Here is a 21609-nt window from a genome sequence, read left to right on the forward strand (position 1 = left end):
GGCAAAATCACGTCATTGCGCACATATTCCAGCACGTGCTTAATCGGTTGCGCAACGAAAGGCGGCGATTCTAGCAAGCCCGGGCCGATAACACGAGATTTTTGCCGGTTGCTATGCCAAAATCGTCATAACCCTAAAGAATGTGTGACTAAGGAGCTGTGATGAGTACTGATTTGAAATTAGCGCTAATGACCACTGTTGGCGCGCTGTTAATGATTATCGCATTCAGTTTTACCGCTATTATGCATTAATAAAAAAGCCGGAGCTGATAACAGCATCCGGCTTTTTTATCTGTGTTGCGCAACCGCTAGCGAATGGTTTTAGGTGTCATCATGCGGCGCGCACCCACGTAGTGTTTCTGCCAGTAATCTTCGCCCAATGCGCTAATCTGAATATCTTTGCCGGTACGCGGTGACTGAATAAATTTGCCATTACCCAGGTAAACGCCAACATGATCGGCAGTTCCGCGGTTATTGATGCGGAAGAACACCAGATCGCCTTTCTCCAGCATTTCACGCTTAATCGGTGCCGCATCGCGCAAGTGATACATTTCATTGGCGGTGCGCGGGAATTTGAATTTCACCAGATCTTTATAAGCGTACCACACCAGGCCGCTGCAATCGAAACCGGTATGTGGCGACGTGCCCCCCCATTGATAAGGCTTGCCGAGCTGACCCATTAATTTGGTCATCGCCGTTTCACGCGCTTTTTGATAGCGCTGGCGGTGCGCTTTGCTCATTTTGATGCCGGTCAGCGCTAGCGCTTCGTCATCGACTTCAATCTCGGAGGATTTTTTCGCCAGGCGTTGGTGCCCGTATTTTTTACCGGTGAGTTTAAGCTGGGATTTTTTGCTGGTGGTATGGTGCAGCGCAGTTTCGGTCTTGGTCTGTTTTTTGAGTTTGAATTTTTGGACTGACGTCAGGCGCGATTTTTTGGTGGTGGTTTTCACCGGGCGTCGCTTGCGGCGCTCGTCTTCACGTGCGCTCTTTTTCTCCGCTTTTGGCGAACTGGCATTAACGGGCGCATGCGGAGAAGCCGCGGCCACATTAAAAAACAGTTGGGCAAAAGCCAGTATGAAAAGCGTAATTAGTAGACGCATAATCCGGTTACAGGTTAAGCAGGCTGATTGGAAACAGACTGCGGCAAAGTGAGAGAAATCTGATCAAACGACCAGCGCCGAGGCAATTCTAATCCACTTTTTTTCCAAAAGGTAAGGCCTTTTTCTATTAATATGTTACCAGATTGATTCTGTAGCAAAAATGAGCTATTTCAGCTGCTTAACCCAGCGAAACTATTGCTAATTATTAATTTATTAATGCTTATTAATGATACGAAAATGTTATTTGTCAGATGTTGATTTAACAAACATGGCGATTAGCATGATGCAAATGCAAAATCCCGTTTTCAGTACGCGGGCTAAATCGCTACAATAAACAAACACGAAGTGAAGGATTAAGGAAGGCAATAATGAGTACTGTTGAAAAAATTCAGCGCCAGATCGCAGAAAACCCGATTCTGTTATACATGAAAGGCTCGCCAAAACTGCCAAGCTGCGGCTTCTCAGCGCAAGCGGTGCAGGCGCTTTCAGCCTGTGGCGAGCGCTTCGCCTACGTAGACATTTTGCAGAACCCGGACATCCGCGCTGAAATGCCAAAATACGCCAACTGGCCGACTTTCCCGCAACTGTGGGTAGATGGTGAACTGGTCGGCGGCTGCGACATCATCGTTGAGATGTTCCAGCGCGGCGAACTTCAGCCGTTACTGAAAGAAACCGCTGAGAAGTATAAAGAAGCGGAATAATGCAGAAGGCCGACAAATGTCGGCCTTTTCTTTATCTACTCTTCGACGGATGCATCGTCTGTTGACTCTTCACCGATTGCCAATGGCCAGCCGCCAAGGCGTTTCCAGCGATTCACCAACTCACAAAACAGCGTGGCCGTTTGCTCGGTGTCATATAACGCTGAATGCGCCTGCGTGCTATCAAACTCCATTCCCGCCGCTTTACAGGCTTTAGCTAACACCGTTTGCCCCAGCACCAAACCGCTTAATGCCGCAGTATCGAAGGTGGCAAAGGGATGAAACGGATTGCGCTTCAGGCTGGCACGCTCGGCGGCGGCCATCACGAAGTTAAGATCGAAAGTCGCGTTGTGCGCCACGATGATGGCGCGATTGCAGCCGCTATCTTTGGTGCCTTTGCGCACCATTTTGAAAATCGCATGCAGCGCTTCGTATTCACTCACCGCGCCGCGCAACGGATTGGTCGGATCGATACCGGTAAACGCCAGTGCCGCGGGATTAAGAATGGCCCCTTCAAACGGTTCTACGTGGAAATGCAGCGTTTCATCACGGTGTAACCAACCTTCTTCATCCATTTTCAGTGTGGTGGCAGCAATTTCCAGCAACGCATCGGTTTGCGCGTTAAAGCCGGCTGTTTCGACATCAATCACGACAGGATAAAAACCGCGGAAGCGTTGGTTGAGAGCGTTTAAAGCGTTCGATTCAGACATCAGGATCTCATGGCAATAAATAGGGCAGCGCGCATTATGGCAAAAATTGCAGGAGGGTGCAGCAGGAGAGGGGAATCAGCCTGCAAATTAGCAGGCTGACAAGCGGCATTAGTTGCCGAGGCCGTGACCGGCGTGTTTGTTTTCGATCAGCTCGATTTTGTAGCCATCGGGATCTTCAACAAACGCAATAATCGTCGAGCCGCCTTTGACCGGGCCCGCTTCACGAGTGACGTTGCCACCCGCGCTGCGAATGCGATCGCAGGTTTCCGCGACGTTATCCACGCCTAATGCGATATGGCCGTAAGCGTTGCCGAGATCGTATTTATCCACGCCCCAGTTGTAGGTCAACTCAATCACCGCACCTTCGCTCTCTTCGGTGTAACCAACAAAAGCCAGGGTATATTTGTATTCGGTGTTTTCGCTCTGACGCAGCACGCGCATGCCCAGCACGCGGGTGTAAAAATCGATGGAACGTTGCAAATCGCCAACGCGTAACATGGTGTGAAGTAAACGCATAACATCCTCTTTTTTCAAACGTCATCAGGAAGTGACAAACAGCTAAGTATAGCGAGTTAATTCTCTGATGAAACAACGCTGCCGCACAGCCGCTGCGGCAGCGAAAATCTTACAGTGCTGGATAATCGGTATAACCTTCCGCGCCACCGCCATAGAAGCTTTCCGGGCGCTGCGGGTTGAGTGGTGCATCTTGCTGCAAACGCGCCACCAAATCCGGGTTGGCGATGAAGTCGCGACCAAAGGCCACGGCATCGATCAAGCCACGCGCGATCAGATCATCAGCTTTCTCAACGGTGTAAGCACCGGCGCCAATAATCACACCAGGGAAGGCGGCACGAACTTTCTTACGGAAGTCATCGCTATAAGGTTGGCCGCCAGCCCAATCTGGCTCGGACATGTGCAGATACGCCAGACCACGTTTGCCCAGTTCACTGATGTACCACAGCGCCGCTTCTTCCTCATCCGGACCATTTTCCAGGTTCTGGAAAGCGCCGATTGGCGACACGCGGATACCAATACGATCGGCTGACCAATTAGCAATAGCAGCATCAACCACCTCCAGCGCGAAACGGCCACGTTTCTCAATCGAGCCGCCGTATTCATCGCTACGCTGGTTCGAGTCCGGCGCCAGGAACTGATGCATCAGGTAGCCGTGCGCCGAGTGCAGTTCCAGCAGATCGAAATCAGCTTCACGCGCATTTGCCGCCGCCTGACCAAAATCTTTAACGATTTGCTGAATTTCCGCCACGCTCAGTTCACGCGGAACAGAGGTATCTTCACGATATACGCTGCCATCAGCGGCACGCAGGGAAGTACGCGTACCGGCGGCCAGTGCAGTTGGCGCAACCGGCGCTTTGCCTTCCGGCTGGACGCTGTTGTGAGAAATACGTCCGGTGTGCCACAGTTGCACTGCGCTGTGACCGTGCGCGGCATGAATGCCTTCGTTAATCACTTTCCACGCGGCAATTTGCTGCTGAGTATGCAGACCCGGCGCACCGGCATAGCCTTTCGCCTGGAAAGAGATTTGCGTCGCTTCAGTGATGATTAAACCGGCGCTGGCGCGCTGCTGGTAATATTCTGCCATCAGCGGCGTAGGGATATCGCCCGGTTCGATACTACGCAGACGCGTCAGTGGTGCCATAAAGATGCGATTGGGTACGGTAATCGCGCCCACTTTAAGTGGGGAGAACAGCTGTTTACTCGCCATAATGACTCCTGTAAGTAGACCGGTCGTCTAGAAACTGCGGTTTTAAATAAATCAGTGGCCGTTTAGCCACTGCTCGATGGTTTCGAGCGCCAGGCTAATCGGGCCTGATTCTCGTGAAATTTTGCTTTGTAAACTCGCGCCCAACCACAACAGGTAACAACGTTGCGCTAATTGTTCGGGCGATTGTGCGAATGGCAGCGGTTGTTCGGCTGCCACTTCTGTTAAACAGCGCGCATAAGCGGCAATGACGGCGCTCGCGCCACGCTGTAACGCATCGCGCATCGGTTCAGAGAGATCGCACACTTCTGCCGACAACTTAACGCCAAGACATCCGACGATGTGGCCTTGCTCGATAAACAAGGTTTCCGCGTAGCGAAAATGCTGCAAAAAACGCTCGCGCGGCACCCAATCTGGCGCATTTAATTGCTGCTCAACTTGCTGTAAGAAGTTAACAAAATAGCGCTCCAGCAACGCCACGCCGAACGCTTCTTTCGAGCGGAAGTAGTGATAAAACGAACCTTTCGGCACTTCCGCCAGCGTGAGCATTTCGCTGAGGCCCATACCGGTGAAACCGCGTTGCAGGCAAACCTGCTCGCCGGTAGCGAGCAGATGTTCACGGGTATCGTTGCGTTGTTGAGTCTTGTTCATGCGGGGCAGATTATTAGACCGGTCAGTCTAGTGCAACCCTTAAGACACAGTTTGGCACGATCTGATCATGTCCAGTCGCGGCTGGTATTCTTTTGTTTGGATATTAAACATACCCAAAAGTGTATGAAAAAGATGGTCTTGCGACACTTTTTCCGTGGGCGCTTGCTGACGCAAACAATTTTCATCGAGGTGGTAAGCGGCGGCATAGCCTGGCGACATCCATAACAGCAATGGAATATGGGTTTGCTGTGAAGGGGCGAATAAGTACGGCGCGCCATGCAAGTACATGCCACTTTCACCCAGCGATTCGCCATGATCGGAAAGATAAACCAGCGCCACATAGAAGCGATCGCTTAAAGTTTTCAGCTTATCAATGGTGCGGCTGATCATGTCGTCGCTATACAGCAATGAATTGTCGTAGGTGTTCACCAGTGCCTGATGATCGCAATCCTGGATTTGGTTGCTATCGCAGGTTGGGGTGAAGCGGCGGAACTGTGCCGGATAACGTTGATAATAAGCTGGACCGTGACTGCCCATCTGATGCAATACAATCACGCCATCGTTGTGCAAACTATCAATATAATTATCAAGGCGATGCAGCAACACATCATCCTGGCAAAATCCGTCATGGCAATATTGCGACAGTTGCCACTGCGTCATATCAGTGTGCGGCACTCGACTACAAGCACCTTTACAGCCGCCATCGTTTTCGCGCCACAACACGCTGACGCCCGCGTGCGCCAGAACATCAAGCAAACCTTCCTGATGGCGCGCCAAACTGGCGTCATAATTCACACGCGGCATATTCGAGAACATACACGGCACGGAAATGGCGGTTTCGGTACCGCAAGATGTCGCGTTGGGATAATAGATAACCTGCTGCTTTTTCAATTGCGGGTTGGTTTCTCGTCCATAACCACCGAGCGAGAAATTCTCGGCGCGTGCCGTTTCACCCACCACTAATATCACCAGCGTTTTCTTATTTTCCGCGCTAATTAGCGGACCTTTATGCGCATCCTCGCCGATTTTGACTAACTCCTGGCTCCCTTGCAGATAACGCAGATCGACGTAACGTCCGGTTCCGCTCACCACGTTGGCCGGAGTGATCATCTTCACTAATCCCTTGTTGTTGCGAATTAATGAGGCGTAATCCTTATAAAACAGCACCGCCATCAACAGGATTAACATCACTGCGCCCAATGCGCCCGCCAGACGTTCCAGGATGTTCCACCACCAACGTTGGCCGCTACGAATCCGCACCAGACACAGCAGCACCACCGGCAAAATCCCCATCAGCAGCATCCACATCACGTAGCGACTACTGATTAATGCGCTGGCTTCTTGCGGGTCAGATTCAAACACGTTTTGAATCATGTTGGTGTCAATTACCGTGCCGAAACTGTGCATGAAATAGTTGGCAGCAGCGCTGATTAACACCAGTACGATGAGTAAGGGTTTACGCAGGTAAGGCCAGGCAAACAGCGAAAAGATCAGATAAAAAGCGCTAGCCAGCACCAGCGGAATACTGGCGGCAAACAGATAGTCGTGCAGATGTAAATAAGGAATGATTTCCCATGCGCGCAGCAAGAATATGGCGTTTAACACAAAGGTGAAAAACAGCGCGGCAATCAGATTAAATCCGCTGGTGCGGCACTGAAGGGTGATCGGAACGTTCATGAAAACTCAACGGAAATAGGGAATATGACAATCGTATGAACACTAGATGAGGAAAACCTTAACGAAAGTTAAACGTAAGCAATCTAAACGATTTTTAACGGAACTTTTTGGTAATGAGGAGTAACAACTGGCTCAGCGTGTTGATTGTGAGCAATTGGCGTTTACTCTTTATACAATGTCATTAAGCTGTTATCACTGTGAAGCAGGATGTTAATTCCGGAGTCGATGTGGCCGAGCAATTAGAATTCTTTCCCGTTCCTAGCCCTTGTCGTGGCATTTGCCAAAGTGACTCGCGCGGCTATTGTCGTGGCTGTTTGCGCAGTCGGGATGAGCGCTTTAACTGGATGAAATTCACGGATGCGCAAAAGCGCGACGTGCTACGTTTGTGTCGCCAACGCTGGATGCGCCTGCAACGGCAGCAGAAAGTGGACGAAGATCATGATCCGCAACAACCCGAACTGTTTTAAGAAAATGTTGATTTGGCTTTCCGTTATACTCCCGCCACTGATATCTGGATTCGTGTTTAAGGGAGTTTAATCATGTTACAACCGCAAGCTATTGCACCGCAGGGACCGTCCTTTTCACCGCTGATTGCCGGTTATTGGCGTTTGATGGAGTGGGGCATGTCACCACAGCAAGTGGTGCAGTTTATTGAGCATCACCTTTCTCTGGGCATCACTACCGTCGATCACGCTGATATTTACGGTGATTACCAATGTGAAGCGGCGTTCGGAGCCGCATTGCGTTTGGCGCCGGGATTGCGTGAGAAACTGCAGATCGTCACCAAATGCGGCATTGCTACACGCGCTAAGCCGGAACATCGCATTGGTCACTACATCACAGAAGCCAGCCATATTTTGCATAGCGCAGAAAATTCGCTGCGTCACTTCAACACCGATTATCTCGATTTATTACTGATTCACCGCCCTGATCCGTTAATGGATGCCGATGAAATCGCCCAAGCGTTTATTGAACTGCATCAAAGCAGCAAAGTGCGCCATTTTGGCGTATCTAACTTCACGGCTTCGCAATTCTCACTGCTGCAATCGCGTTTGCCGTTTAGCCTGGTGACCAATCAGTTGGAGATCTCCCCGCTGGAGCAAACCGCATTGCTGGATGGCTCGCTCGATCAGTGTCAGCAACAGCGCATCCGTCCGATGGCGTGGTCATGCCTCGGTGGCGGACGACTGTTCAACGATCCCCATTACCAGCCGCTGCGCGACGAACTTGAGTTGGTTAAGCAAGAAATTGGCGCAAGCAACATCGAGCAAGTGGTGTACGCGTGGGTAATGATGTTGCCAAGCCGACCATTGCCGATTATCGGTTCCGGCAAAATGGAACGCGTTAGTGAAGCGGTTGCCGCTTGTCAGTTAACGCTAAATCGCCAGCAGTGGTTCCGCATTCGTAAAGCGGCTATTGGTTACGATGTGCCTTAAGCGTAAAGTTGCGTCAAACTTACGGTAGTTTGGATGTAAGTAGTTCAAGCTTTAAGGGAATTTAACCGTAAGGAGACGTTATGAAAACAAAACTCATTGCTGTGCTGGCTCTGGTCTGCGTCGCTAACGCGCAGGCTGCGACACAAGATGTCACGTTGTATGAAGCTACGGCGCAAGGAATCGGCACGGAGATTGGGAAAGTTACCCTCAGTGAAACACCGTATGGCGTCCAATTCACTCCAGCGTTGACCGGCTTGAAACCGGGCATTCATGGTTTCCATGTGCATGCGAAAGGAAGTTGCGAGACAAGTCAATCAGAGGGCAAAACGGTAGCTGCCGGTGCGGCTGGAGGACATTTTGACCCTCAAAATAGCGGCAAGCATCTTGGGCCGTATGGTGATGGTCATCTTGGCGACCTGCCTGCACTGTTTGTCACAGAAGATGGTAAGTCAGATTATCCTGTCGTTGCGCCACGCATTAAATCCCTCGATGAGATCAAAGGTAAAGCTCTGATGGTTCATGTCGGCGGTGATAACCATGCCGACCATCCTCAACCGCTTGGCGGCGGTGGGGCACGTTTTGCCTGTGGTGTAATCTAACTTCATGGGCGGCACTCACCTGTCGCCCAATTTCCTTATTGTGAAAAACACTGACCCAATTTCTTGCTACTCTCGGCGGATTTTCCATCCTATGATGTTGATTCCGGAATAAAAGGCTCAGGGGCAGGAATGAAAACGCGTGCAGTAATGTTGTTATGTTTATTGTTGGCGGGATGTGATCAACCGAATGACACGCAACTGCGCCTCGATGCCAGCCGGCAATTGCAACGCACCATTGATACTAATCCGCTGCGCAACGTCTGTGAGAACATTGCGCGTGGGCGTGAATGGCTCACCCAACGCACCATTGAACAGTTAGAAGCCAAAGGCTGCCAAAATGTGTTACGCAGCGCCACGGAAACCAACTTCACTCATAGCGAAACTTATCGCCACGCGATGACGGTAGTGTGCGGTGGTATTCAGGGCAAAAGCTTCACTGGCACTACCTTGAATCGACGCTTTATCTACTCTTCTGAAGAGAAGGCGTTGGTGATTGAACCGATGTCCGATCAGGATAAAACCCGTTTTGAAGGTCAGAAAACCCTGCAGCAATTGCAGGATGATTTTAATCGCCAAAACACCCAATACTGCCAGTAATCAATCCGGTACTGCTTGTGCTAATTGTGCCAAAGAGCAGCGCAAGCGCCACAAAATCCCAGCCAGCGTATTCGCTTCACTTTCTGGCTGTTGCTGCAATTGATCAATGGTATTCTCAAGCTCGCTTAACGTGGCTTGCAAGGCGCTGTGATGCACGCCGCGCAAACTCATAATTCGCTGTAAATCGCGTAGGCTAGAGTCGCGTATCTGCGCCAGCGTCGCGGACGCGGGCTGCCACTCACGCAGTTGCCAGACAATGTGCGAACAGTTCAGCAGCACCACGCCCCAGCGCAACAGCCAAACGCGCGCTTGCTCGTCGCGGCTATTACTCAGTTGACTAATGTGATGGTAAATCTGCGATTCAAAGTGGCTTTCGCTAAGTCGCGGATGGCGGCGCAACTGATCGAGAAATGCATGGCGCAGGGCACGAATATGGCGACGGCTGCGGCGCGCATCGGAACTGGGGCGCAACACCTGGAACGCCAGCCAGGCCAGAAGAACACCGCACACTTTCGCCAGGTTGTCATTGATAAAGCTGGCGAAATCCCAGTCAGGCGGATTGGTGACGGCGATAAACGATCCCATAAAGACAATGAATTGTCCCCACATGCCCGCACGTTTTTTCTGCTGCAATTTGAACAACTGCAAGGTAAGTAGCAAAGGGAACAGCACCAGCAAGAATTGCCACAGCGCGCTTATTTGCACCATCAAACCGAACTGCAACACAAAGCTAAACACCGACAACCACAACAAAGTTTTCAGTAACAACGACACGCTGCCGCTTGGCGAGGGCGCGGAAGAGTAAAGCACGCAAGCGATAGCGGTTAAGGTTAGCGCGGCGGCGCCGGAATCCCATTGCGTGGTGATCCAAAAGGCACAGCCGAGGATGATCACACTAAAGGTGCGCAGCGCGCTCCAGCCTGCTTCAGCGCTATCGCTTTCTCTTGCCAGTGAAGGCGCATACGGCGGTTGAAAACGGGTATCTGCATCTGCGCGTTCAATCAGGCGAATCCAGCGATTAACGTTGAGATACACCCAGCAGAAATAGCGCAAGCGTTGCACAAAGGCGCGTTGGCGATAATCACCGGTTGCCGAGGGCGTGATACCGCGCAGGATCAGCGCCAGGCGATATTTGTCGCACTGTGGCGCGGCCAATTCGTGCAGTAATTGCGTGATGGCGTCATACAATTGCGGTGGTGCATCGGGCCAGTTCAGTAACATTCGACGCAGGCTGGACAGCACGCTGGTCAGTCGCAGTTGCTGATGTAGCACATAGTTCAACACGTTGTTTTGGCGACGAAAGCGATAATGGCTCCAGAACGCCTGAATGCGCAGCAGGTTCATGGTGAGAATTTGGCTAATCACGTTTTCATGCGCAGTACGCACATTGTCGGTGCTGCTTTGTTGCAGCAGCAACACCGCATGATCGAGCAAACGTGCATGCATCTGGCGCAGCGAACCCATCAGCGCATTGCCGTCTGAAGTGCTGGGCAGAATCATCATCATCAAACCGGCGCAAAGAATGCCGGATATCACTTCGCAAACGCGCGCTTGGGCGATGTCCCATAGTTGCGTGACATCAGTAATATTGACGCTGCTGAAAGCGATGATGGCGGCGGTATAACCCGCCAACGAAAAGGCGTAGGCGACATTGTTTTGGTAGTGATTGGCGATCCAGGTACAGAACGCCAACCATCCCGCCATAAAGAAAGCAAACAGCCAGGGTTCATTTAAGGTGTGACCGGCAATCAGCAACGCCGCGCTGGCCCCCAACAAACTGCCGACAATGCGTCCAAGACTTTTACTGATCGCACCGCCAACGGTGGGAAAACTCACCACGGCGGCGGACGTCATTGCCCAATAAGGTTGGTCGAGTTGCAGCGCATAGGCGATGGTTAACGCCAGACACATGGCAATCGCATTGCGTAATGCGTAGCGCCAATCGCCGCCGGTTGCTTTTATCCACGGCAGATTTTGCCAGGCCAGCCACTGAAAATTCATCATGGCGTTAGTGCGCGATAGAAATAGTGCACGTGGTGCCTGCGACTAATGGCGTGCCATCGGGCAGCGCATCGATGTGAATACGTACCGGTACGCGCTGTGCAAGGCGCACCCACGGCACATTCGGTTTGATATCCGGCACTAATCCGCCATCGGTGGCGACACTTTGGTCGTAAATCGCCCGGCCAATACTTTCTACTTTTCCCTGCAAGCGCGCGCCGTTGCTGTACAACACAATCTGCGCCTCCGCACCGGGTTGGATGTGACGCAACTTGGTCTCTTCGAAATAGCCCATTACGTAATAAGAGTGACTATCGACTAAGGCGAACAATGGCGTGCCAGCTGTAGCATAGTTGCCGGTGCGCAGCGTAAGATTGCTGATCCAGCCATCGGTTGGGGCAGTCACTGTGGTTTGATCGAGGTTCCAACGTGCTTGATCAAGGCTGGCCTGTGCGGCTTTGGCGGTGGCCGCGGCAGCATTAGCGCTTAAACGCGCAGCATCCATATCTTCTGCGGAAATCACATTGCGCGGCAAGCTGGCGCGGCGATTGGCTTCATGCTGCGCTTTCGCCAGATCGGCCTGCGCTTTAGCTAATTGCGCTTCGGCATTGGCCTCGGCGATTTGCCACGGCACCGGATCGAGCTTGAGCAGCGTGTCGCCTTTATGCACGAACTGATTGTCGCGCACCTTGAGTTCGATAATGCGGCCCGATACTTCTGGCGTGATGTCCACCAGCTCCGCGCGCACTTTGCCGTCGCGCGTCCAGGGCGACTGCATGTAGTAATTCCACATCCACCATCCCGCCAGCAGGGCCAGCGCAAAAATCACTACGGTCGAAAAGTATTTAAAAGGGTTGAATTTCATAGTGATTTATCCGAGGCTCAGTAACCACAATGCGCCAGCGACGCAAAGTACAAACAGGGAAAGGTCCATTAATGTGGGATGCCAGACATCGCCGGAGTACATCCAGCCGCGTAATAGCGGATGGATCAGTAACCAGAAGAAGAAGCCGAGCAGTACCGCTTTGAACAGCGGTGGGAAAAACAGCGAGGCACCGAAGACCAAATCGCTAAGCGGTGCGGTAGTGGAAAAAGTGGTGTGGAACACGTGTCATCATCCTTTTTGACCGGGAATCATCTAAATAGAGTTAGACGGCAAGCGCATCGCCTGGCTTTGGAATTGTAATTTACCAGGTAAACTCGCAGAATAGTGTAAAATCTGGCTTAATAGCTAGCAAGCTAATTATAAGGAGATGCAATGGATACGCCCTTGGGAACCGATCTGTCTCGCTTAGTGCGCATTTGGCGCGCGTTAATCGATCAGCGTTTAAAACCGCTTGAACTGACACAAACACACTGGGTGACGTTACATAACATTCATCAACTCCCGCCTGAACAGTCGCAAATTCAGCTGGCAAAGGCGATTGGCATTGAACAACCTTCGCTGGTACGCACGCTGGATCAGCTGGAAGAGAAGGGATTGATCACCCGCGCCACCTGCGCCAACGATCGCCGTGCAAAGCGCATCAAGCTGACGAAGCAGGCCGAACCGATCATCGAGCAGGTTGAAAATGTGATTGATGCAACGCGCGATGACATTCTCTCCGGCATCAGTCTGGAAGAGATCAACCAGATGGTCACGCTGATTGCGCGATTAGAAAAAAATATTCTCGAGTTTCACAATCGCGAGAAATAAAAAAACCGACGCCCAGCGTCGGTTTTTTCTTATCTATGCGCTTAGCGTGGAGAAACGGTTACCTGGCTGCCGTTTGACGCCATCACCACACGTTGTCCCACGGAGTAGCGGCTGGCGGCTTGCTTCTGCACCACCATGATGGTGTTGCCATCGTCTTTACGGATTTCCAGCTCAACGCCGTCAGACTTATTGACTGCGCCCTGAACGCCTTGACCCGCTACGCCGCCGAGCACTGCGCCACCGGCAGTTGCCAGGCTACGTCCGGTACCGCCGCCAATGGTGTTACCGAGGAAACCACCCAGCACTGCACCACCAATCGCGCCAATCACGTTATTTTCATCACCACCCTGGATTTTAACCGGACGAACCGATACCAGCGTGCCGTAAGAAACACTTTGTACTTGTTTAGCTTCGTTGGCGCTGTAAACGTCACCGGAAAGGGTGTCGGTATTGGCACAGCCTGCCAGAGTTAAGCCGGTCAACGCCACGGCTACAAAACGCTTAATCATCAGAACGCTCCTTAATGCAAAAAAACGCCATGTTTTCATCCTCTACTGCACAGAGTATAAGACAGAAAACTGGCAATTGACTCTAAGTCCGTATAAAACGCGGCTGAGGCGAAGCATAGACCATCACCCCTCAACAAAAATTCAATTACGCAACGAAAATATTTTCGTGCTGGAATGGACTGCGCAGCGACGCTGAAAAGCGGAATTTTATCATAGAATTAGCCCCGGTAATTTGCCAGGCTTATGCCAGATGATGTTAAGGGAGTGAATCGCGATGAAATCAGGACGCTATATTGGCGTGATGTCGGGCACCAGCCTTGATGGTGTAGACGTAGTGCTGGCGGCGATTGATGGGCAAATGGTGGCGCAGCAGGCCAGTTATTGCCATCCCATTCCGCAGGAACTGCGCCAACAGGTATTGGCGATCTGTCAGGGGCAAACCTTGACGCTGTCGCAGCTTGGGCAACTGGATACCCGTCTCGGCAAACTGTTTGCCGAAGCGGTATTGGCGTTGATGCATCAGCAATCGTTGGAGGCCAGCGATATTGTGGCGATTGGTTGCCATGGACAAACCGTGTGGCACGAACCGCAAAGTGATGCGCCGAACACGCTGCAAATCGGCGATAACAACCAAATTGCCGCCGCTACTGGCGTCACGGTGATTGGCGATTTCCGCCGCCGTGATATGGCATTGGGTGGGCAGGGCGCACCGCTGGTGCCAGCTTTCCATCAGGCGCTATTAATGGACAGCGTTGAGCGCCGCATGGTGCTGAATATTGGCGGCATCGCTAATTTGTCATTATTGATTCCTGGCCAACCGGTGCGCGGATTTGATACCGGCCCTGGCAACATGCTGATCGATAGCTGGATTTGGCGCCATAAAGCCTTGCCGTACGACAAAGATGCCGCATGGGCGCGCAGCGGTCAGGTGGTTCCGGCGTTGCTGGAGCTCATGTTGAGCGATCCGTGGTTTGCCTTGCCGCCACCGAAAAGTACCGGACGCGAATATTTCAATCTCAGTTGGATTGAGCAACAGTTGCAGCGTTTTCCGGCGCTGGCCCCGCAAGATGTGCAGGCCACGCTGTGTGAGTTAACCGCGTTGACCATTGCGCAGCAGGTCCAGCTGAACGACGGTTGTGATCGCTTACTGGTTTGTGGCGGTGGCAGTCGTAATCCGCTACTGATGGCGCGTCTGGCGGCACATTTGGCCGGCACCGAAGTCACCACCACCGATGAGGCCGGTATCAGCGGTGATGATATGGAAGCATTAGCCTTTGCCTGGCTGGCGTTCCGCACACTGAACGGTTTGCCGGGCAATTTGCCGGCGGTCACCGGCGCTACAGAAATGAGTGTATTGGGTGCGATTTATCCCGCCAATGCGCGACTTACGCATTAAGAGGTGAATATGAAGAAGATGATCATTTTGCTTGGTAGCGTCGCAGTGTTGAGCGGCTGCGGTATGTTGCATAAAGCAACGCCAACGCCACAACAGCTGCGCTATCAATGCGGCACCTTGCCGTTAACCGTCACGCAGGACAATGCCAAACAGCAAGTGAGCTTCATTCTGGATGGCAAACCGCTGACGTTGACGCAAACGGTCGCGGCATCCGGTGCCCGTTACAGCGATGGTACTTACGTTTTCTGGTCAAAAGGTAACAGTGCCTTTGTTGAACGTAACGAGAAAATCGTGATAAATGACTGTGAATTGCAAAACGCGGATGCTTCCGCGCAGTAAACGGTGAGAAAGAGAAACAACATGAGCGACAGTGACAGCTTGCAAAATATTGCCCATCTGCGTCGTGAATACACCCGCGGCGGGCTGCGACGTAAAGATTTGCCGGATAATCCTTTAGCGCTGTTTGAGCAGTGGCTACAGCAGGCGTGTGCGGCACAATTGCCCGATCCTACCGCCATGACGGTCGCGACGGTAGACAGCAACGGACAACCTTATCAGCGCATCGTGCTGCTTAAGCACTACGACGAGCAAGGCATGGTGTTTTACACCAACCTTGGCAGCCGTAAAGCGCTTCAGTTGGCCGATAATCCGCGTATTTCGCTGCATTTTCCATGGCACTTCCTTGAGCGCCAGGTGATGTTGCTGGGTGAAGTGGAAAAACTCTCGCCGCTGGAAGTGTTGAAATACTTCAGCAGCCGTCCGCGAGACAGCCAAATTGGCGCGTGGGTGTCGAAGCAATCGAGCCGTATCTCAGCGCGCGGCGTGCTGGAAGGCAAGTTCCTAGAACTTAAACAGAAATTCCAGCAAGGCGAAGTGCCGCTGCCGAGTTTTTGGGGCGGTTATCGCGTTAAATTCCATACTGTCGAGTTCTGGCAAGGCGGCGAACATCGCTTACACGATCGCTTCCTCTACCAGCGCACGGATAATGGCTGGACGATTGACCGTTTAGCCCCGTAAAACTGCGTTTTATCCCCTTTCAACGCTGGCGCAGTTGGCGTCAGCGCTTTATGCTATAGCCCTCTTTTTTTTCGTCTCCGCACGTCAGCGGAAAGCTGTGTACCAGCCTAGGTGCAGTCTGATCAATTTGGAGTCAGTGATGACCAGCAGTAACCTGATACAACAATTGCAAGAAAGGGGCTTAGTCGCCCAGGTAACGGATGAAGAAGCGTTAGCAGAGCGACTGGCGCAAGGGCCAATTGCACTCTATTGCGGCTTCGATCCGACCGCTGATAGCTTGCATTTGGGCCATCTGGTGCCGCTGCTCTGCCTGAAACGTTTTCAGGATGCCGGACACAAGCCGGTCGCGCTGGTGGGTGGTGCCACCGGTCTGATTGGCGATCCCAGCTTTAAAGCAGCAGAACGTAAACTTAACACCACGGAAACGGTCGGTGAGTGGGTCGAGAAGATTCGTGGCCAGGTCGCTCCTTTCCTCAGCTTCGATTGCGGTGCTAACAGCGCCATCGCTGCGAACAACTACGACTGGTTTGGCGGCATGAACGTGCTGACTTTCCTGCGCGATATCGGCAAGCACTTCTCGGTAAATCAGATGATCAACCGTGAAGCGGTGAAGCAACGTCTGAATCGTGAAGATCAGGGTATCTCGTACACCGAGTTCTCCTACAACCTGCTGCAAGGCTACGACTTTGCCGAGCTGAATAAGCGTCACGATGTGGTGCTGCAAATCGGTGGTTCCGATCAGTGGGGCAACATCACTTCGGGTATCGATCTGACACGTCGTCTGCATCAGCAGCAAGCGTGGGGCTTAACCGTTCCATTGATCACCAAATCGGACGGCACCAAATTCGGCAAAACCGAAGGTGGCGCGGTATGGCTGGATGCGAAGAAAACCAGCCCGTACAAGTTCTATCAATTCTGGATCAACACGGCGGATGCCGATGTCTATCGCTTCCTGAAGTTCTTCACCTTTATGAGCATTGAAGAGATCAATGCGCTGGAAGAAGAAGACAAAAACTGCGGCAAAGCGCCACGTGCACAGTATGTGTTGGCGGAACAGGTTACACGTTTAGTGCACGGCGATGCAGGTTTAACTGCCGCCAAGCGCATCACCGACAGCCTGTTCTCAGGCAGCCTGAGCGAGATGACCGAAGCAGACTTCGAGCAACTGGCTCAGGACGGTATGCCGGTGATCAATCTGAACGCCGAAGACGATCTGCAACAAGCGCTGGTGGCAGCTGAACTGGTGCCATCACGCGGTCAGGCACGCACTATGATCGGTTCTAACGCCGTATCGCTGAATGGCGAAAAACAGTCTGATGCGGAATACCGTTTTAGCGATAGCGATAAATTGTTCGGACGCTTCACCTTGTTGCGTCGTGGTAAAAAACATTACTGCCTGATTAACTGGCAGTAAGCGTTCAGGGCCGGTTTCCGGCCCTTTTTTATGGCAAGGCAGTTCAGGGCAATCAGTACAGGTTAACAATGAAAAATATTCTCGCGATTCAATCTCACGTTGTTTACGGACATGCCGGTAACAGCGCCGCCGAATTTCCGATGCGTCGTATGGGCGCAAACGTTTGGCCGCTGAATACCGTGCAATTTTCCAACCATACGCAGTACGGTCACTGGACCGGCACCGTGATGCCTGCCACGCATTTGACCGATATCGTGAAAGGTATCGCGGCCGTTGATCGTTTGAAGACCTGCGATGCGGTGTTGAGTGGCTATTTGGGTTCGGCAGAACAGGGCGAACAGATTCTAGAAATCGTGCGTCTGGTAAAAGAAGCCAACCCGAATGCATGGTTCTTCTGCGATCCGGTGATGGGCCATCCGGAGAAAGGCTGCATCGTGGCGCCGGGCGTGGCGGAGTTCCATTGCAAAATGGCGTTACCGGCCAGCGATATCATCGCGCCGAATTTGCTGGAGCTGGAAATGCTCAGCGGCCATGAGGTTGCCAACATTGAGCAAGCGGTGGTTGCCGCGCGCGATCTGATTGCCAAAGGGCCAAAAGTGGTGCTGGTGAAACATCTGGCGCGTGCCGGACGTCGCAGCGATCGTTTCGAGATGCTGCTGGTGACCGCTGATGAGTGCTGGCATATCAGCCGTCCGCTGGTGGACTTTGGGGTGCGTCAACCGGTCGGCGTGGGTGATTTAACTAGCGGTCTGCTGTTGGTTGATTTACTGCACGGTAAATCATTGCAAGATGCGCTGGAGCACATCACCGCCGCGGTATATGAAGTGATGCTGAAAACCCATGAAATGGGCGAGTACGAATTGCAGCTGGTAGCAGCGCAGGATGCGATTGCTAAGCCGACGCAGCACTTTGCTGCCGAGAAGCTTTAAATCGTCAGGTAAGGTGCGCAAGAGTGCGCACCTCATGAAAACGCGCCAATTCATTGTAGGGTCGCCATTTATGGTGACCGAAAGAAGTTTTACTGACAGGCATTACGCCATTGATGCCGACCCTACGCTACGCTGAATTACACCAAACCTTCCGCTTTCAACGCCGCTTGCACCGCCGGACGTTCCGCCACGCGAGCAAACCAGGCTTCCAGCGCATCCAAACCTGTTAGATCCAGCTTGATGGCTTTCGCCCAACGCGTCACCACAAACAGATACGCATCCGCCACGGTAAAGCGCAGCCCCAGCAACCACTGTTTGTCCTGCAAGGCGTCATTGACGATTTGGTACTTTTTCTGCAACAACGCGCGCGCGGTGGTTTTATACTCTTCCGGCGTATCCTGACGGAACAGCGGGCTAAAGCCTTTATGTAATTCGCTGCTGACAAAGCTCAACCATTCGATGGTGTGATAGCGCGTCAAACTTCCGGTTGGTGCCAGCAGATTGCGGTCAGGCTTAAGATCCGCCAGATATTGCACAATCGCTACGCCTTCAGTCAGTAGGCTGCCATCATCAAACTGCAATGCAGGCACTTGTCCTTTCGGGTTGATCTGCCAGTAATCTTCCCCTTGCTCAGTCAATTTTTTCTGCAAATCGACATTCACCTGGGTAAAGTCCAACCCACATTCAAGCGCGACAATATGCGGTGACAGCGAGCAGGCACCGGGCTTGCAATAGAGTTTCATCATAGCTTCTCCTTAAGTGTTGTAGCGATCGAAGCAGCATAAGTCTGCCCGTTATTTTTGCCAGTGACCGCGATCAGTTTTGCGGTAACCGTTCAGAATTTATTCAGTAAAGCAGGGCAGTAACGGCAGCTTTTCGAGAGCGAAGTCCCAAAACTGTCTGACCTTTGGCGTCATATTCTTCACCCGTTGGGTCACCAACTGTACCGGCAAAGCCGCGGGTTCCCATTCCGGCAGCAAACGCACTAATTTGCCCTCCTGAATATCGTTGAGCACTTGATACGACAACAAACGCCCAATGCCGTGTGCATCGCGTAATGCCTCAAGCTGTCCTTCAACATCATTAACGCGCAAGCGTGGGGTGATACGCACGCGTAAGTCTTGGGCAAAGCGCCACTCGCGGGTGTGGCGCAGACTGGCGACTAAAGCGTGCTGGGCGAGTTCTGTGGGATGCGTCGGCGATCCCGCGCGCTGCAAATACGCTGGGCTGGCAACCAGGGTTGATCGCACGTTACCGACATGCCGCGCCACCATCGACGAATCCTGCAACTCGCCAATCCGCAGCGCAATGTCTAGCCCGTTTTCAATCAAATCCTGATAGCTGTCGCTCAGCACCACTTCAATTTGTATTTCAGCATGCTGTTGCAGGAAGGCGTTGACCAACGGCATCACGTGGCGTCGGCCAAACAATACCGGCGCGGTAATACGCAGCAGGCCATACAGGCCGCTGTGGTGCGCGCTATCGATAGCGCGTTGATAATCGTGTAATACGCGCTGCGCATGCTCAAAGAGCTGCCAGCCCGCTTCGGTGGGGGCTAATTGACGCGTGGTGCGTTCAATCAAGGTGGTGGCGAGACGGCTTTCCAGCGTGTTGAGCGTGCGGGTGATCACTGGCGGTGAACGCTGTAATACCCGCGCCGCGCCAGCCAAACTGCCTTGCTGAATCACTGCGACGAACACTTGCAGCTCATCGAACCTGTCCATGCGAGTTCCCGCTTGATTAACCGTGAGCGGCTATCATGAAGTTAACTAAGGCAAAAGCGAAGAGTGGACAGCAGAAAAGGTTAAAGCAAATGTAAAAGCGGGCAGAAAAAAGCCGGGACTCGCCCGGCTTATTTTGATTACTGATTAGCGCTGGCGCGTTTCAGTTCAGGTTGCACATCATCCTGCGTCATGCGGTTCAGCAATGGCGCGGTGATCAACATCAGAATCGCAATCACACCGGTAGCAATACCGATCTGCTGGAACACCTGGCTGTAAACTGCCAGTGAAGCGTGTGGATCGGTAACGTTGTCTGGCACCGCCATCAGATTCGCCACTTTACCGGCGATCATCGCTGCGCCAGCCGTGGTCAGGAACCATGAACCCATGATGAAGCCCATCAGACGCTGAGGCACCAACTGCGCCACCATCGCCAGGCCGAGGCCAGAAATCATCAACTCACCGATACTTTGCAGTGCATAGCTGATGATCAGCCAGTTAACGGAAACGATACCCGCGTCATTAGCGAACTTCGCACCGAACGGCAGCACCAGGAACGCCGCTGAACACAGCACCATACCGATGGCAAATTTGTGCGGCATCGGCAGCTTGTCGCCTAATTTGTTGTACACCGCCGCCAACAGCGGGCTGGCCAGCATAATCCAGAATGGGTTCAATGCCTGGAACTGCTCTGGCTCAAAGGTGATACCCAGAATCGCATGCTCAACGTTGCGGATGGCAAAGAAGTTGAGTGAAGTTGGCATCTGCATATACAGCACGAAGAACACAATCGCTTCGACCATCAGCAAGAAAGCCACGATCATTTTACGACGTGCCGCGCCTTTCAACGCGAATGCTTCTTTAGCGAAGATCAGCACGATGCCGGCGGCAATCACGCCCAAGGTAATACGTGCAATGCTCTGGTGATGCAGCAACCAAGCCGCCAATGCTACCAGTACCACCACGCCAACCAGCGTCATCAGCAATTTGCCGACTTGCAGCGGAGCGAAGTCAGGTTTGGAACCGTAGTTTTTCACCAAACGTTGGCAGAACAGGAAGTTCAGCAGGGTGATCACCAAACCAACCACTGACAGCGAGAACGCCGCGCCCCAGCCATATTTCGCGGCCAGCCACGGTGTCAGCATCATTGAGAACAGTGAACCGATGTTGATCGACATGTAGAACATGGTGAATGCACCGTCGAGGCGCGAATCATCTTTCTCATAGCAAGTCGACAGTAAGGAAGACGGGTTAGCTTTGAACAAGCCGCTACCGACGGCGATGGTCGCCATGCCGATATACACCATCGAAACATCATGGCCTGAGAAGGCAATCAACGCATAGCCCAGTGCCAGCACGATCACGCCGAGCACGATGACGCGCTTGGTGCCCAGCACTTTATCGCCGAGCCAGCCGCCGATCGCCACCAAACCGTAAACCAGGGCGCTGAATGAGGTGAACAGGGTGATGGAATCCGCTTCGGACATCCCCAGTTGTTTCACCAGATAAACCGCCATGATGGCTTGCAGGCCATAGAAACCGAAACGTTCCCATAACTCGATGGAGAAGATCAGATAGAACGCTTTTGGTTGCTTAAAAGCGTTGAGGCTTGGCGCCCCGTCAGTGTGTTTGTTTGCAGTTGACACGTGTACCTCAGTTTATACATAGCCTGTTTTGTGACAGGAATTAAGTCTGCGTCGGGCTGGGTAATCCCGCGCAACATTGTTATTAGAAAGGAA

25 protein-coding genes are annotated in these 21609 nt (G+C 52.5%); 12 read left to right on the top strand and 13 right to left on the bottom strand.

The features are described 5' to 3' along the window. The first annotated feature begins 161 nt into the window (after positions 1-161). The gene (cydH, locus tag ACPUC7_RS13400) at positions 162-251 is read left to right on the top strand and encodes a cytochrome bd-I oxidase subunit CydH (protein ID WP_097094094.1); all 90 of its coding nucleotides are present in this window, start codon (positions 162-164) and stop codon (positions 249-251) included. A 56-nt stretch (positions 252-307) separates the two neighbouring features. Here the strand turns inward: cydH and ACPUC7_RS13405 are convergent, their stop codons facing one another. Next, on the bottom strand, positions 308-1099 hold the full coding sequence (locus ACPUC7_RS13405; protein ID WP_494923279.1) for a C40 family peptidase: 792 nt from the start codon (positions 1097-1099) through the stop codon (positions 308-310). A gap of 365 nt (positions 1100-1464) precedes the next feature. Here ACPUC7_RS13405 and ACPUC7_RS13410 point away from each other — a divergent pair, with 365 nt between their 5' ends. Next, positions 1465-1800: a Grx4 family monothiol glutaredoxin gene (locus ACPUC7_RS13410; RefSeq protein ID WP_175501675.1), complete on the top strand. Its 336-nt coding sequence runs from the start codon at positions 1465-1467 to the stop codon at positions 1798-1800. Between the two features lie 35 nt (positions 1801-1835). Here the strand turns inward: ACPUC7_RS13410 and rnt are convergent, their stop codons facing one another. The 5 genes from rnt to eptA all read right to left on the bottom strand — a co-directional run bounded on the left by rnt (position 1836) and on the right by eptA (position 6555). Beyond that, positions 1836-2507: a ribonuclease T gene (rnt, locus tag ACPUC7_RS13415; RefSeq protein WP_343554498.1), complete on the bottom strand. Its 672-nt coding sequence runs from the start codon at positions 2505-2507 to the stop codon at positions 1836-1838. Positions 2508-2615: 108 nt separating this feature from the next. Then, positions 2616-3023: a lactoylglutathione lyase gene (gloA, locus tag ACPUC7_RS13420; protein WP_343554497.1), complete on the bottom strand. Its 408-nt coding sequence runs from the start codon at positions 3021-3023 to the stop codon at positions 2616-2618. Between the two features lie 109 nt (positions 3024-3132). Then, on the bottom strand, positions 3133-4230 hold the full coding sequence (locus ACPUC7_RS13425; RefSeq protein ID WP_494923280.1) for an alkene reductase: 1098 nt from the start codon (positions 4228-4230) through the stop codon (positions 3133-3135). Positions 4231-4281: 51 nt separating this feature from the next. After that, positions 4282-4878: a TetR/AcrR family transcriptional regulator gene (locus ACPUC7_RS13430; RefSeq protein ID WP_494923281.1), complete on the bottom strand. Its 597-nt coding sequence runs from the start codon at positions 4876-4878 to the stop codon at positions 4282-4284. A gap of 39 nt (positions 4879-4917) precedes the next feature. Then, entirely contained in the window at positions 4918-6555 is a 1638-nt protein-coding gene (gene eptA, locus ACPUC7_RS13435; protein ID WP_494923282.1) for a phosphoethanolamine transferase EptA, read from the bottom strand. 227 nt (positions 6556-6782) lie between these two features. On the opposite strand from eptA, the gene ACPUC7_RS13440 reads away from it, so the two are divergent. The 4 genes from ACPUC7_RS13440 to ACPUC7_RS13455 all read left to right on the top strand — a co-directional run bounded on the left by ACPUC7_RS13440 (position 6783) and on the right by ACPUC7_RS13455 (position 9187). Continuing rightward, entirely contained in the window at positions 6783-7022 is a 240-nt protein-coding gene (locus tag ACPUC7_RS13440; RefSeq protein WP_343554493.1) for a DUF1289 domain-containing protein, read from the top strand. 72 nt (positions 7023-7094) lie between these two features. Beyond that, a complete protein-coding gene (locus ACPUC7_RS13445) occupies positions 7095-7991 on the top strand; it encodes an aldo/keto reductase (RefSeq protein WP_494923283.1) in 897 nt (298 codons plus the stop codon). An 80-nt stretch (positions 7992-8071) separates the two neighbouring features. After that, complete coding sequence (sodC, locus tag ACPUC7_RS13450) at positions 8072-8590, top strand: superoxide dismutase [Cu-Zn] SodC (RefSeq protein WP_494923285.1); 519 nt, start codon at positions 8072-8074, stop codon at positions 8588-8590. Between the two features lie 129 nt (positions 8591-8719). Then, on the top strand, positions 8720-9187 hold the full coding sequence (locus ACPUC7_RS13455; protein ID WP_494923286.1) for a hypothetical protein: 468 nt from the start codon (positions 8720-8722) through the stop codon (positions 9185-9187). Here ACPUC7_RS13455 and ACPUC7_RS13460 read toward each other — a convergent pair whose 3' ends face one another. The 3 genes from ACPUC7_RS13460 to ACPUC7_RS13470 are packed head-to-tail and all read right to left on the bottom strand — an operon-like array spanning position 9188 to position 12296. After that, positions 9188-11188 carry an FUSC family protein gene (locus ACPUC7_RS13460; protein WP_494923420.1) on the bottom strand — a complete coding sequence of 667 codons (2001 nt, stop codon included), beginning with the start codon at positions 11186-11188 and terminating at the stop codon, positions 9188-9190. It lies immediately after the preceding gene. A 7-nt stretch (positions 11189-11195) separates the two neighbouring features. Further along, the gene (locus ACPUC7_RS13465) at positions 11196-12053 is read right to left on the bottom strand and encodes an efflux RND transporter periplasmic adaptor subunit (RefSeq protein ID WP_343554489.1); all 858 of its coding nucleotides are present in this window, start codon (positions 12051-12053) and stop codon (positions 11196-11198) included. A gap of 6 nt (positions 12054-12059) precedes the next feature. After that, on the bottom strand, positions 12060-12296 hold the full coding sequence (locus ACPUC7_RS13470) for a DUF1656 domain-containing protein (RefSeq protein ID WP_343554488.1): 237 nt from the start codon (positions 12294-12296) through the stop codon (positions 12060-12062). A gap of 150 nt (positions 12297-12446) precedes the next feature. On the opposite strand from ACPUC7_RS13470, the gene slyA reads away from it, so the two are divergent. Next, a complete protein-coding gene (gene slyA / locus ACPUC7_RS13475; RefSeq protein ID WP_007892783.1) occupies positions 12447-12884 on the top strand; it encodes a transcriptional regulator SlyA in 438 nt (145 codons plus the stop codon). A gap of 41 nt (positions 12885-12925) precedes the next feature. Here the strand turns inward: slyA and slyB are convergent, their stop codons facing one another. After that, positions 12926-13393 carry an outer membrane lipoprotein SlyB gene (gene slyB / locus ACPUC7_RS13480; protein ID WP_343554487.1) on the bottom strand — a complete coding sequence of 156 codons (468 nt, stop codon included), beginning with the start codon at positions 13391-13393 and terminating at the stop codon, positions 12926-12928. 274 nt (positions 13394-13667) lie between these two features. Between slyB and anmK the strand changes: the two genes are divergently transcribed. From anmK to pdxY, 5 genes are all read left to right on the top strand, one after another. Next, a complete protein-coding gene (gene anmK / locus ACPUC7_RS13485) occupies positions 13668-14789 on the top strand; it encodes an anhydro-N-acetylmuramic acid kinase (protein ID WP_494923287.1) in 1122 nt (373 codons plus the stop codon). A gap of 9 nt (positions 14790-14798) precedes the next feature. Beyond that, the gene (locus ACPUC7_RS13490; RefSeq protein WP_494923288.1) at positions 14799-15128 is read left to right on the top strand and encodes an MliC family protein; all 330 of its coding nucleotides are present in this window, start codon (positions 14799-14801) and stop codon (positions 15126-15128) included. 21 nt (positions 15129-15149) lie between these two features. Then, positions 15150-15806, top strand: coding sequence for a pyridoxamine 5'-phosphate oxidase (pdxH, locus tag ACPUC7_RS13495; RefSeq protein ID WP_494923289.1), 657 nt, complete (start codon positions 15150-15152; stop codon positions 15804-15806). 139 nt (positions 15807-15945) lie between these two features. Beyond that, positions 15946-17220 (top strand): tyrosine--tRNA ligase, encoded by a 1275-nt coding sequence (tyrS, locus tag ACPUC7_RS13500; RefSeq protein WP_494923290.1) that lies wholly within the window; start codon positions 15946-15948, stop codon positions 17218-17220. A 68-nt stretch (positions 17221-17288) separates the two neighbouring features. Next, positions 17289-18149, top strand: a complete 861-nt coding sequence (pdxY, locus tag ACPUC7_RS13505; protein ID WP_494923291.1) for a pyridoxal kinase PdxY — start codon at positions 17289-17291, stop codon at positions 18147-18149. Positions 18150-18286: 137 nt separating this feature from the next. Here the strand turns inward: pdxY and gstA are convergent, their stop codons facing one another. The 3 genes from gstA to dtpA form a co-directional block, all read right to left on the bottom strand. Then, positions 18287-18892 carry a glutathione transferase GstA gene (gene gstA / locus ACPUC7_RS13510; protein ID WP_494923421.1) on the bottom strand — a complete coding sequence of 202 codons (606 nt, stop codon included), beginning with the start codon at positions 18890-18892 and terminating at the stop codon, positions 18287-18289. Positions 18893-18991: 99 nt separating this feature from the next. After that, a complete protein-coding gene (locus ACPUC7_RS13515) occupies positions 18992-19873 on the bottom strand; it encodes a LysR family transcriptional regulator (protein ID WP_494923292.1) in 882 nt (293 codons plus the stop codon). Positions 19874-20010: 137 nt separating this feature from the next. Next, positions 20011-21516, bottom strand: a complete 1506-nt coding sequence (gene dtpA, locus ACPUC7_RS13520; RefSeq protein WP_343553599.1) for a dipeptide/tripeptide permease DtpA — start codon at positions 21514-21516, stop codon at positions 20011-20013. Between the last annotated feature and the right edge of the window lie 93 nt (positions 21517-21609).

Source organism: Pantoea sp. CFCC18179, from assembly GCF_059412405.1.